The organism is Acinetobacter sp. YH1901134 (assembly GCF_013416965.1).
GTDB classification, from domain to species: Bacteria; Pseudomonadota; Gammaproteobacteria; order Pseudomonadales; family Moraxellaceae; genus Acinetobacter; species Acinetobacter amyesii.
The window spans coordinates 244,122-257,545 of sequence record NZ_VPEW01000006.1 but is presented as its reverse complement, the minus strand read 5'-3'; the positions used below and the strand labels follow the sequence as shown (position 1 = coordinate 257,545).

Sequence of the window (13,424 nt, the reverse complement as noted above, 5' to 3'; positions counted from 1 at the left end):
TAAATTATTGTGGGTTAAATATATAACTGTAGGCAATGAACGCTGCAAGCCTTGCTGTCATTGCATCCTGATCGTATTTTGGATTGCATTCTGCAATGTCCAACAACTTGATTTTTCCACTGCCCTGAATATGCCGCATCAGCTGTTCAAACATTTTTAAATCTATGCCTCTGACCGCCGGCGCACTGACACCCGGCGCAATCGATGCGGCAAAAACATCGAGATCGACCGTGACATATAGCCAATCGACCTCTTGTATAAATTGATCAATTTTAGATAAAACATGTCCCAGCTGAGCTGCTTCAAGCTCATGATCAAAAATACACTGACTGCCTAAACGCGCCGCTGTATCAAACAACTTTTTGGTATTGGAATGCTGTGCTGCGCCAATGCAAAGATAGTGAAAAGATTTAGCGTGCTGTTCGCTGAGCTGAGCCGATTGTAAAAACGGTGTGCCAGAAGTTGCATGCACGTCTTCACGTAAATCTAGATGCGCATCAAAATTGATAATGCCGATGTTTTTTTCTGGATGCGTATTTTGTGCATATTGGAAAATGCCGCTAAAACTGCCAAATGCGATCTCATGTCCACCGCCAAACACGATTGGTTTTAAGCCTTGCTGTAAAGACATTTCGACTTGTTCGGCCAAAGCAGCTTGGGCATTTTCCAAGTCACCATTGGCACACACCACTGTACCCAAGTCACGAATTGAAACTTGTGAGTGCACAGGCAAATTTGCCAATTGTTTACGGATTAAATCTGGTGCTTCTGCTGCGCCGATACGTCCACGATTGCGGCGCACGCCTTCATCTGAACTGAAGCCTAAAATCGCAAATTCGGCTGAATCGGATTGATTAACGGTGTGGAAAATACGCCGATGTTCTGCGCCTTCTCCATCCTGCCGCCCTTGCCATTGAAAAGAATGATCCATAATGAATACCGTCTTTAAATCTTCAACGCTTTAAAATAAAAAACTCAGGATTAAAGCGAAGCTCAAGCCTTGGGTTTAAAAATTGAATGACACTAGAGTTCTTTGAAAAAAAATGATCATTAATCAGTATTTAAATTATCAATGAAAATCCCTTCTCCCTTTGGGATGAGGAGTATGCTCCGCAAGAGGATGAGGGACTTTAAGCATAAAATAACCTCTCCCTAACCCTCTCCTGAAAGGTGAAGGAACTAACATCATTATTTTTAAAAGTTCTAAAAATCATTTATGAAAGAAGTCTCCTATTCCATTCAAACCTAGATCTGTACCTTCTGGCCTTTATAGATCACTTTTTGATTAAGATCTCCGCCTAGCCAATAGGTGATTTCTGAAGGATGCTGAATATCCCACGCTACAAAATTGGCGAATTTTCCACCCTCTAAACTGCCATGCATCTTGTGTAAACCAAGCGCTTGCGCAGCATGAATCGTGACTGCCGCCAAAGTTTGTTCTGGCGTCAAACGGAACAAGGTACTGCCCATATTCATCATTAAACGTAGTGACAAAACAGGAGAAGTTCCTGGATTCAGATCTGTCGAAATCGCAATTTTCACCCCATGTGCGATTAAGCTTTCTATGGGCGGAAATTGTGTTTCTCTAAGCAAATAAAATGCGCCCGGTAACAGCACGGCAACAGTGTCTGAGGCCGCCATAGCTTTCACATCATCTTCAGTCATATATTCCAAATGATCTGCAGATAACGCGTGATACGTAGCCGCTAAACTCGAGCCGCCTAAGGCTGACAACTGTTCAGCATGCAATTTAACGGGGAGATTCAATGCTTGTGCGGTTTGAAAAACACGTTCGATTTGTTGGGGGCTAAAAGCCAAATGTTCACAAAAAGCATCCACCGCATCAACTAAGTTTTCAGCATGCAGCTGCGGCAACATTTCACTGCAGATGTAATCAATATATTCATCGCTGGCATTTTTAAATTCTGGCGGTAAAGCATGTGCAGCCAAACAGGTGCTTCGTACCGTCATTGGTAAAGCTTCACCTAACTGACGAATCACTTTCAGCATTTTGCGCTCATTGGCTAAATCCAGCCCATAGCCAGATTTAATTTCAATCGCCGTGACGCCTTCACGCTGCAAGTATTGAATCCGCTTATAAGCAGATCGAAACAGTTCAGCTTCTGTTGCCTCGCGTGTTGCGCACACCGTACTGGCAATGCCGCCGCCATTTTTCGCAATTTCAGCATAGCTCACACCTTGCAAACGCTGCTCAAATTCAACACTGCGGTTGCCACCAAATACGCTATGGGTATGACAATCGATGAGTCCGGGAGTCACCCAAGCACCTTTCAGATCAATGCGTTCTACAAATTCTTCATTTGGAATTTCACTGTGCTTGCCAATCCAGTGGATCAGTTCACCTTCTGTAACGATTGCTGCATTTTCAATACTGCTGTATTGACCATTCTGCATGGTCGCAATATGACAATTCAACCAAAGCTTCATTGTTGTATTTCCTGTTCCGCCGCAGCATTTGCCTTGGCGGAAACATCTATAAATTAAGAAGTGTTGTATTAAGAGTTAGATTCAAATTGCTGTGCTGTGGGATTCACCTGCTTCAAGTTCATTTTTGGACGTACTTTGACAATGTAGGCAATCCATAGAATCACTAGCCAAGCTGCACCTACATAGATTGCAGGTCGAGAGTCTGGGAAATACGCAATGATGCCTAATACAAACAACATGAAGACCACTGCAAATGCAGGCGCATATGGCCAGCCCACAATAGGGAAATCTAAAGCTTTAATTTCTGCTGTAGATAATTTGCGGCGCATACCCATTTGTGACAGCAGAATCATTAGCCACACCCATACCGTCGCAAAAGTCGCAATTGAAGCAATAATCATGAATACATTTTTAGGAATCAGGTAGTTCAATACGACACCGACTAGAAGTACGCCGGCCATCACCACAACTGTCATCCACGGCACACCATTTTTAGACAGCTTGGTAAATACTTTCGGCGCTTGTCCGTCTTGCGCCATGCCGTACAACATACGTCCCGCACCAAATACATCACTGTTAATGGCCGACACTGCTGCTGAAATCACCACGATATTTAAAATCGTAGCAGCAGACCCAATCCCTAGATTTTCAAAGATTTGTACAAATGGGCTGCCCTGCGTACCAATTTGGTTCCAAGGGAAAATCGCCATGAGTACAAAAATAGTCAGTACATAGAATAATAGAATTCGTACAGGAACAGCATTAATCGCTTTTGGAATAGATTTTTTCGGTTCTGCTGTTTCGCCAGCAGTAATACCAATAATTTCAATACCGCCAAATGCAAACACCACTACAGATAAGCAGGCAATCAAGCCGCCAATGCCATTTGGCATAAATCCGTCATGAATCCATAGGTTTTGTAAGCCCGAAACTGCTGCACCATGATCTGAATGGAAGCCATAAAGCATCAGACCGAAACCTCCAATAATCATGGCAATAATGGCGGTGACCTTGATAATCGATAACCAAAACTCTAACTCACCAAAGACTTTGACATGAATTAAGTTAATTGCACCTAAGAACATAATCAGCGAGAGAATCCAGATCCATCTCGGTACATCGGGATACCAGAAGCCCATGTAGATACCGAACGCCGTGACATCAGCCAAGGCCACGATAATCATTTCAAAAACGTAGGTCCAACCCGTGGTAAAACCTGCAAACGGACTGATGTATTTACTTGCATAATGGCTAAATGATCCTGAAACAGGATTGTGTACAGACATTTCACCTAAAGCGCGCATCACGATATAAATTGAGATACCTGCAACAATATAAGCAATCAGTACTGATGGCCCTGCCATTTGTATGGCACTTGCCGAACCGTAAAATAGGCCTGTGCCAATCGCGGAACCCAAAGCTAAAAATCGGATATGGCGGGTATTGAGTCCCCGCTGTAAGGTAGAACCCTGTGATGCTTCTTGTGACATTTTGATCTCCAATCCATGAGGAAATTTTTATTTGATCGGGCCACTTCATGTGACCCTATTTATCAATCACAAACTTATTTTAGACTTGGTAATAAACCTTCTAGGATCAATGCGTTTAAGCATCCACTTGCAAGCAATTCACTCGCTTGTTCAATATCTGGCGCAAAGAAACGGTCTTCGCTGTAGTAAGGCACTTGATCACGCAGCACTTTGCGCGCTTGTTCTAATTTCACAGAACTTTTTAAGCCTTTACGGAAATCAAGACCTTGACAGGCACCTAACCATTCAATGGCTAAAATACCGCGTACATTATCTGCCATAGACCATAAACGTTTGCCCGCATTCGGCGCCATCGATACATGATCTTCCTGATTGGCAGAAGTTGGCAGACTGTCCACACTCGCAGGATGTGCCAATGCTTTGTTATCACTTGCTAAAGCAGCAGCAGTCACCTGTGCAATCATAAAGCCAGAGTTCACACCGCCATTTTCCACCAAGAATGGTGGAAGCTGTGACATGTGGCGGTCCATCATCATCGAAATACGGCGCTCAGACAGTGAACCTATTTCTGCAATAGCCAAGGCTAAATTGTCTGCTGCCATTGCTACAGGCTCAGCATGGAAGTTACCACCAGAAATCACATCGCCTTCTTTGGCAAAAACGAGTGGATTGTCAGATACCGCATTGGCTTCAATTTCAAGCACTTCTGCCGCTTGGCGGATCTGAGTTAAGCATGCACCCATCACCTGTGGCTGACAGCGCAGCGAATACGGATCTTGTACCTTTTCACAATCTTCATGCGAATGACCAATTTCACTTTCGTCAGTCAATAGATCACGATATGCAGCAGCTACATCAATTTGACCGCGCTGCCCTCGTACTTCATGTACACGTGCATCAAATGGTGAACGTGAACCAAGCATTGCTTCTACACTTAAACCGCCGCATACAGTTGCAGCTGCAAATAAATCTTCTGCTTCAAATAAACCGCGCAGCGCATAGGCTGTAGACACTTGTGTACCATTGAGCAGTGCCAAGCCTTCTTTTGCTGCCAATGCAATCGGCTCTAGACCTGCGATTTTCAAAGCTTCAACAGCTGAAATCCACTCGCCTTTATAACGCGCTTTGCTTTCACCTAGTAAAACCAATGACATATGTGCAAGCGGTGCTAAATCACCTGAAGCTCCTACAGAACCTTTTAAAGGAATATGCGGATAAACTTCAGCATTAATAAGTGCCAAAAGCGCTTCAATGACTTTTAAACGAATACCTGAAAAACCACGTGCCAAGCTATTTGCTTTCAGCAGCATAATCAAACGCACCATTGAATCATCGAGCGCTTCGCCTACACCTGCGGCATGCGATAAAACCAATGAACGCTGTAATTGCTCTAAATCTTCTTGCGCAATTTTAGTTGAGGCCAATAAACCAAAACCTGTATTAATGCCGTAAGCCGTGCGGCCTTCACGAATAATTTGCTCAACACAATCGACACTGGCTTGAATGGCTGGAATGGCCTGCTGATCTAGCTTAACTTTGATCGGCTTTAAAAATGCTTCACGTAATTCTGCTAAATTAAGTTTGCCTGGTTGAATTAAAAGTTCCATGTGTACAGCCCTGTTTCCTATTTTTTATGCGCTGCTGACTCATCAGGAGAGAGTTGAGATGAATCAGCAGTTGTCCTTTTTACGGCTTAGCCAGTAATCATCGGCAGATTTAAGCCCTGTTCTTTTGCACAGTCAATTGCTATATCATATCCAGCATCTGCATGGCGCATTACACCTGTCGCAGGGTCATTGGTCAGTACTCTCGCAATACGTTCTGCTGCTTCGTCTGTACCATCACACACAATTACCACACCTGAATGCTGTGAAAAGCCCATGCCTACGCCGCCGCCATGATGCAATGATACCCAAGTTGCACCGCCGGCTGTATTGAGCAAAGCATTCAGTAATGGCCAATCTGATACTGCATCTGATCCATCTTGCATCGATTCAGTTTCACGGTTTGGACTAGACACAGACCCCGAGTCTAAGTGGTCACGGCCAATCACCACGGGTGCAGATAGTTCACCTGTACGTACCATTTCATTAAATGCCAAGCCAAGTTTTGCACGCAGGCCTAGACCTACCCAGCAAATACGCGCTGGCAAACCTTGGAATGCGATTCGTTCACGCGCCATATCTAACCAATGATGCAAATGCTCATCATCTGGAATCAGCTCTTTCACTTTTGCATCAGTTTTGTAGATGTCTTCTGGGTCACCAGAAAGCGCAGCCCAACGGAAAGGACCAATACCGCGGCAGAATAATGGACGAATATAAGCAGGTACAAAACCAGGGAAATCGAATGCGTTTTCTACGCCTTCTTCTTGCGCCATTTGACGGATATTGTTGCCATAGTCAAAGGTTGGAACGCCCATTTTTTGGAAGTCCAGCATCGCTTGAACATGAACAGCCATAGATTGCTTCGCGGCTTTTACCACTGCATCTGGTTCAGTTTGCGCGCGTTCACGGTATTCTTCCCATGTCCAGCCAATTGGCAGGTAACCATTTAATGGGTCATGCGCACTGGTTTGATCCGTCACCATGTCTGGATGTACACCGCGGCGTACCAGCTCAGGTAAAATTTCTGCAGCATTGCCATGCAACGCAATTGAAATGGCTTTCCCTTCTTTGGTATAGCGCTCAATACGTGCTAAAGCGTCGTCTAAATCGGTTGCTTGCTCATCTACATAACGGGTACGTAAACGGAAATCGATGCTGGCTTGCTGGCATTCAATGTTCAAAGAACACGCGCCTGCCAAAGTTGCAGCCAATGGCTGTGCACCGCCCATACCGCCTAAACCTGCTGTTAATACCCAACGTCCTGTTAAGTCACCGTTGTAATGCTGACGGCCTGCTTCTACAAAAGTTTCATAAGTACCTTGCACAATGCCTTGGCTGCCAATATAAATCCATGAGCCTGCTGTCATTTGACCGTACATCGCCAAACCTTTGGCATCCATTTCATTAAAATGCTTCCAGTTTGCCCAATGTGGTACAAGGTTTGAGTTTGCAATTAATACACGCGGTGCATTTTTATGGGTTTTGAACACCCCTACTGGCTTGCCAGACTGAACTAGCAAAGTTTCGTGGTCTTCTAAATCTTTTAAAGTTTCAACAATTTTGTCATAGCATTCCCAGTTACGCGCTGCACGGCCAATCCCGCCATACACCACCAATTCTTTTGGGTTCTCTGCGACATCTGGATCCAAATTATTCATTAACATGCGTAGCGGCGCTTCTGTTAACCAGCTTTTTGCATTTAACGTTGTACCGCGAGGGGCGCGAATTTCTACATCACGAAATTTTGTAGTTGTTGTCACCGTTGGACTCCTTCCATTCAACAATCTGTTTTTCTAATGACATCCCTTCAGCACTAATACAAACATGTGCTTACTTGTATATACATGTACATATAATATGCATGTCTATCGATCTTTGAAAAGACCTCACTATTGAAAAAAGTGAAATTAATATATAAACGAATGTTTTAATTGATTTTAAAGTTTGATGACTTTAGTTGTAGTATGAAAATTTATGCGATATATTTGGCATTTTTAAAGACGTCAACTGAATAAAATAGCTCAATGAAACAGCAATCCTTCGCTGTATCTTGTGGTAATTCGATCTTTAATGTTTCATCTTGATTGGCAATTTTTAGACATTCAAATGCTGCCAAATGATACATTTTTTCATGAATGTAAATCTGTAACTGATCTGCCATATTAAAGATCAGGATGTCTTGTGCTGCAGATAAAACCGTCTGTTTTTCACACCCTGCCATCCTCTGCATACGTGGCCTTACTTTTTGTGCATTGTAAATCAGGTTCAAGTCACGAATGGGCCCATCGATTAATTGGCAAAATACTGCTAACTCGCCATCAAAGGAAAATAAGTCACGTGCGCAAACATCGACATGTGATTGCTTGGCAATTTGCAGCCGCATTCCAGCACCAGATAGCGTAGAAATAATGCGCTTTTTCCCTTCAAAATAAGAAAAATCACCATCATTTTCCACATCCGCCATAGACACACGCCAATCAAAATCATCTTTAGCTAAGCTAGATTGACGTGCAATTTCAAAGGTAAAACCTAAGCCATTCTTCCATGGCATTTTTTGATAATCATGCAGCTTCAATACTTGAATCATTGCACGAATTTTCCTTCCAAATAATAACGGCTGCCCGGATACGTTAAGCGCGCACTAGAAATTAATTGTTTATTTGACCACGTACGGCGACGAATAAGCAGACACGGCTCTTGTTTGGTAATTTTCAGCCATTTGCATTCTTGCGCATTGGCTAAAACGGCTTCTACGATATGCTCACCTTCGCTGACCGGTGCCTGCGCCATTAAATAGGCATTAGGGGTAAGTTTGCTAAAGTCCTGCTGTAAATAGTCAGGGATCAGTGCAGCATTGACCAAACGATCTTCAATTTGTACAGGTACTTCATTTTCATAATGAATAATGATGGAATGAAAAAGTGTCTCGCCTTCTTTGGTTTGCATAAACAAGGCTTGCTGGACATCCGCCTGTACTTTTTCTAGTTTTAGAACTTCAGCGCGATGAATATGGTTACGCGCCACAATTTCATCTGCAATATTATGAATTTGAAATAAGGCCGAATGACCTTGGCCTTCTGCAACAAATGAGCCGACACCTTGTACGCGTACCAAAACTTTATCAGTAGTCAACTCACGCAAGGCACGATTGACCGTCATACGACTGCAATTGAGCAATTTAACCAATTCGCTTTCAGAGGGAATTTTGTCATTGACTTTCCATTCGCCGCTGTAAATTTTGCTTTGAATGTACTGCTTCACCTGTGCATAAAGCGGTGATGGCGCTTCTATCCCTTTTGTTGCGTCTAAAACTGAGTTTGATAACATCTGCTTCTCTTCGATCACAATGTTTAACTATTCATTGTTTGTTTATTCATTTATATAGATCAACAATCTAGCAAATGTAGACCTAATTTGGTTTCTAAGATAACGATACTTAATCATTAGAATAATAAACAGTATAAGCCAAAACCAACTTGTATATACAAGTGTTTTAATTCATCTTTAAAATAAAGAAATCGACCTTGAATCTAACTCATCTTTTATAAACTTAACTAAAGTCATTTCGTTTTAATAATTTTTTATCGCCTGCTCGGTTTTACCCCAACTAATTCTATATCCAGTTTTTTGAAGTTTACTTTTTATTCTTTGACAACTTTTATATATAAATAACTTTCATTCAAAAAATTTGCAAAAAAAAAGCCCCTGTATCACTACAGGGGCTTTTTTGAATTTGGCGGAAGCGGTGAGATTCGAACTCACGGAGGACTCGCGCCCTCGTCGGTTTTCAAGACCGGTGCATTAAACCGCTCTGCCACGCTTCCATGTGCGCCATAATACGGAGGTTTTATTCATCTGACAAGTAAAAATTACAACTAAACCTTTCAAATGAATATTGTTTCGCCAAATCCTTAAAGTTTAGCCGCAAGCTCCGCACCTTCACGTATTGCGCGTTTTGCATCTAACTCTGCTGCTAGTTTTGCGCCACCAATAATATGGTAATTGGCAAGGGTTTTCTCACCCTGTTCTGGCATCAAATGCTTTACCGATTCCTGACCAGCACAGACAACAATCGTATCTACACGTAATAATTGATCATGCCCTTCATATTCAACCCAAAGACCTTCATCAGTAATGACTTTGTATTGAACACCACGGAGCATACGAACCGCATTTTTCTTTAATTGTGCACGGTGTACCCAGCCTGATGTTTTACCTAACCCAGCACCAATTGCAGTTGTTTTACGTTGTAATAAGTAGATTTCACGAACAGGAGGTTCGAGCTCAGCAGCCTGCATACCACCTTCTGTTATGTAGTTTGGATTTGGATCAACACCCCACTCCCGCTGCCAATCCGCTAAAGGTATTGGTTGTGGCTGATGTGGTGGTTTGAGTAAAAATTCAGATACATCAAAGCCAATGCCACCTGCACCAATCACAGCAACTTTATTGCCCACAGCTGCGCCTTTCAGCACTTCTGCATAAGACAAGACATTCGGTGCATCACTACCTTCAATTTTTAAGCTGCGAGGAACCACACCTGTTGCAATAACAACTTCCTCAAACCCTTCACGTTCAAGCTGTTCACGGTTTACACGCGTATTTAAACGCAAATCCACACCCGTTTTTTCGATTTGAACTTTAAAGTAGCGAATCGTTTCATGAAATTCTTCTTTGCCGGGAATGACTTTTGCCAAATTAAATTGACCACCCACCTCTGCACCAGCTTCAAATAATGTCACCGCATGGCCTCGGCTTGCCGCAACCGTAGCTGCAGACATGCCTGCCACGCCACCACCGACGACTGCAATACGCTTCGGTTTTTTGGTCTTTAAATAAACCAATTCAGTTTCATATGCCGCTCGTGGGTTGACCAAACACGTCGCACGCTGATTTTTAAAAGTATGATCTAAGCAGGCTTGGTTACAGGCAATACAAGTATTAATTTCATCGACACGGTTGGTCGCCGTTTTATTTACCCAAAATGGATCTGCCAAGAATGGACGTGCCATTTGCACCATATCTGCCTTGCCTGAAGCTAAAATTTCTTCAGCTGTATCTGGCATATTGATACGGTTGGACGCAATGACAGGGATCGCAACATGTTTTTTGACTTCAGCGGTATAGTCCACAAACGCTGCGCGAGGCACTGAGGTTACAATTGTCGGAATACGTGCTTCATGCCAACCAATCCCCGTGTTCAATAACGTCACACCTGCAGCTTCCAATGCTTTAGCAACAGTAATGACTTCTGCCATGGTGTTCCCATCATGAACCAAATCAAGCAATGACAAACGGAAGCAGATAATAAATTTCTCACCCACTTCAGCACGTATTGATTTCACAATATCAACTGCAAGGCGCATACGATTTTCAATTTCACCGCCCCAACGGTCTGTCCGTTGGTTGACATGACGGCTTAAAAACTGATTCAGCAAGTAGCCTTCTGAACCCATGATTTCAACACCATCATAGCCGGCCTTATGTGCAAGGCTTGCCGTTTTGACATAATCATCAATGGTTGAAAGAATTTGTTTGTCCGTTAATTGACGTGGTTTAAAAGGTGAAATCGGAGATTTAATCGGACTTGCTGACACTGCAAAAGGCTGATAGCCATAACGCCCAGCATGCAAGATTTGCATTAAAATTTTGGCACCATGTTTATGTACTGCATGGGTCACCAAGCGATGCGGAGCAATATCACCTAAAGTATTCATGGTTCCGCCAGCAGGTAACAGCCAACCTTGACGGTTTGGCGAAATACCGCCTGTAATAATCAGGCCGACACCACCTTTCGCACGCTCACCAAAATAAGCCGCAAGCTTAGGATAATTATAAAAACGATCTTCCAGCCCACTATGCATGGACCCCATCACGACACGGTTTTTAATCGTGGTAAAACCCAAATGTAAAGGCTTTAAAATATTTGCATAGCTAGTCGTTGTCATGCTGAATCCTTATTTTGGCTTTGCAACTTGTTGCATAACACTTTAGCGGTTTTTTTATATTTTGGGATGACAATTTAGAAAATATTCTTCGCCTTTATGGTCAATACCTCCTGATATATAAATCCTCGAACCATAAAAAAAGCCGTGAACTTTCACATCACGGCATGTTGTTTTTTAAAGCATTATTTCCAATGTTTCAGCTTACTGGTTTGTCCAATCCCGACATTAAAGCTATTGGTTGGATCCAGTTTTTGATAATGATTTTTTAATGCAGGCTTCGCCACATATAAATGTCCAACATTGTGTTCTGCAGGATATTCAGCGCCACGATCATCGAGTAAATGCCACATTGCATGTTCCATTGCCAAAGGGTCTACACCTTTTTTCACAATATAATCTTGATGAAAAACATGACAGAGAAAATGTCCATAATAGAGTTTATGGATAATTTGCTCATCCATGGCTTTCGGCAAAGTTTCCACCCATTCACGATCATTGCGACGTAATGCAATATCCAATGCAACAATGTCTTCCACTTCAGAACGATGCGTGTCACGATATCGAATGGCAGCACCCGCCACCGCAAAGCGATGTAAAAATGCCTTACGACCTTCTTCATCCGTACATTTAAAATAATTGCCTGAGGTTTTATCTAAAAAATACGTTTTCAAATACGCATCAACTTGATCAACATCCTGATTTTCAATACGAATCATCAAATGATGCTCATATAAATCACGGAATTCATTCATCCGTTTTGGCAGATGATTCGGCATAAATTTAGTAACGAGTTGTAAAATTTTATCTGACAAACCTCGAAAGCCCAGTTTTTCTAAATAGCCATCGACTTTATCTTTCATGGCAAAAGCAGCAGGAACTTTTGCGGTGCCAAATTTTTCAATAAATACAAAAGAATCTTTGCCATATTCAGCCCCAATATCGTATGCCTTGCGATGAATGTACTCACCTGCAATCGGGAGGCGTGCAAGATCTTTTAATAGAAAACGACGAATTTCTGTTAAATCATCTTGCGAATTGGTTCCCACATAAAACACCTGACTAGGAATTTTTTCAAAGGTATCTAAACGTACTGCAAAGACGCAGACCTTACCTGCTGAACCCGATGCTTCAAATAAACGGCTCGGATCTGCATTAAAACGTGCAGGTGTATTTTCATCGACTTGTTTAACATCATGTGAGTAGCGTTTATCTGACGCACAGCAGCTTGAATTATTCACAATGTCATTGATTTGATAATTTTTATTTTCCAGCGCTGTGAGGATTTCTTCAGGCGTATTGCCAAGATTGACACCTAGATGATTGACCAACTCTAACTCACCTGACTCATTCACTTGTGCATACAGTGCAAGCTCTGTATAGGCAGGACCGCGGCGTACCAAAGCACCCCCTGAGTTATTGCATACGCCGCCCAAAACCGATGCCCCAATACACGAAGAACCAATCACCGAATGAGGTTCACGATTATATGGCAGCAAATCTTTTTCAAGTTTGTCTAATGTGGCACCCGGTAGACAAATCACTTGCTTGCCTTCATTAATCACTTGGATGCCAACCAAACGACGTGTACTTATCAGCACCACAGGACGGTCATAGTCATCACCAAACGGCGTTGAACCACCTGTCAGACCTGTATTGGCGGCTTGCATAATCACAATACAATTTGCATCCACAGCCGCTTGCAGCACTTGCCATTGCTCAAGCAAAGAGCCCGGTGTAACCACAGCCAATACTTTTCCTGCACCGTAACGGCGACCTTGGCGGTATAAACGTGTGTCTTTATCTTCAGTTAAAACGTGTTGCTTACCGACGATGTTGATGAGGTTTTGAATGGTTTGTAATGATTGAGTTTGCATGCTCGTAGAATTTTCCATTTTCATTATTTTCTCTCCTCGCTAAAGAGGAATTGCATT

General features: G+C 42.7%; 9 protein-coding genes and 1 tRNA gene. All 10 read right to left on the bottom strand.

All coding sequences use genetic code 11. The annotated features are described in order from the left end of the window. Nucleotides 1-4 precede the first annotated feature (4 nt). The gene (hutG, locus tag FTV50_RS08785) at nt 5-931 is read right to left on the bottom strand and encodes a formimidoylglutamase (protein WP_180024184.1); all 927 of its coding nucleotides are present in this window, start codon (nt 929-931) and stop codon (nt 5-7) included. A 314-nt stretch (nt 932-1,245) separates the two neighbouring features. After that, nucleotides 1,246-2,448 carry an imidazolonepropionase gene (gene hutI, locus FTV50_RS08780; protein WP_180024183.1) on the bottom strand — a complete coding sequence of 401 codons (1,203 nt, stop codon included), beginning with the start codon at nt 2,446-2,448 and terminating at the stop codon, nt 1,246-1,248. 68 nt (nt 2,449-2,516) lie between these two features. Beyond that, nucleotides 2,517-3,938, bottom strand: a complete 1,422-nt coding sequence (locus FTV50_RS08775) for an amino acid permease (protein WP_180024182.1) — start codon at nt 3,936-3,938, stop codon at nt 2,517-2,519. Nucleotides 3,939-4,012: 74 nt separating this feature from the next. Beyond that, on the bottom strand, nt 4,013-5,545 hold the full coding sequence (gene hutH, locus FTV50_RS08770) for a histidine ammonia-lyase (protein WP_180024181.1): 1,533 nt from the start codon (nt 5,543-5,545) through the stop codon (nt 4,013-4,015). A gap of 86 nt (nt 5,546-5,631) precedes the next feature. After that, nucleotides 5,632-7,305, bottom strand: a complete 1,674-nt coding sequence (gene hutU / locus FTV50_RS08765) for a urocanate hydratase (RefSeq protein ID WP_180024180.1) — start codon at nt 7,303-7,305, stop codon at nt 5,632-5,634. A 212-nt stretch (nt 7,306-7,517) separates the two neighbouring features. Then, on the bottom strand, nt 7,518-8,132 hold the full coding sequence (locus FTV50_RS08760) for a HutD family protein (RefSeq protein WP_180024179.1): 615 nt from the start codon (nt 8,130-8,132) through the stop codon (nt 7,518-7,520). Next, nucleotides 8,129-8,872, bottom strand: coding sequence for a histidine utilization repressor (gene hutC, locus FTV50_RS08755; RefSeq protein ID WP_180024178.1), 744 nt, complete (start codon nt 8,870-8,872; stop codon nt 8,129-8,131). The genes FTV50_RS08760 and hutC overlap by 4 nt, the downstream gene beginning before the upstream one ends. 407 nt (nt 8,873-9,279) lie before the next feature. Beyond that, a tRNA-Ser gene (locus FTV50_RS08750) sits at nt 9,280-9,369 on the bottom strand. An 87-nt stretch (nt 9,370-9,456) separates the two neighbouring features. Then, entirely contained in the window at nt 9,457-11,493 is a 2,037-nt protein-coding gene (locus tag FTV50_RS08745) for an NADPH-dependent 2,4-dienoyl-CoA reductase (protein WP_180024177.1), read from the bottom strand. 182 nt (nt 11,494-11,675) lie between these two features. Further along, nucleotides 11,676-13,367: a D-lactate dehydrogenase gene (dld, locus tag FTV50_RS08740; RefSeq protein WP_180024211.1), complete on the bottom strand. Its 1,692-nt coding sequence runs from the start codon at nt 13,365-13,367 to the stop codon at nt 11,676-11,678. Between the last annotated feature and the right edge of the window lie 57 nt (nt 13,368-13,424).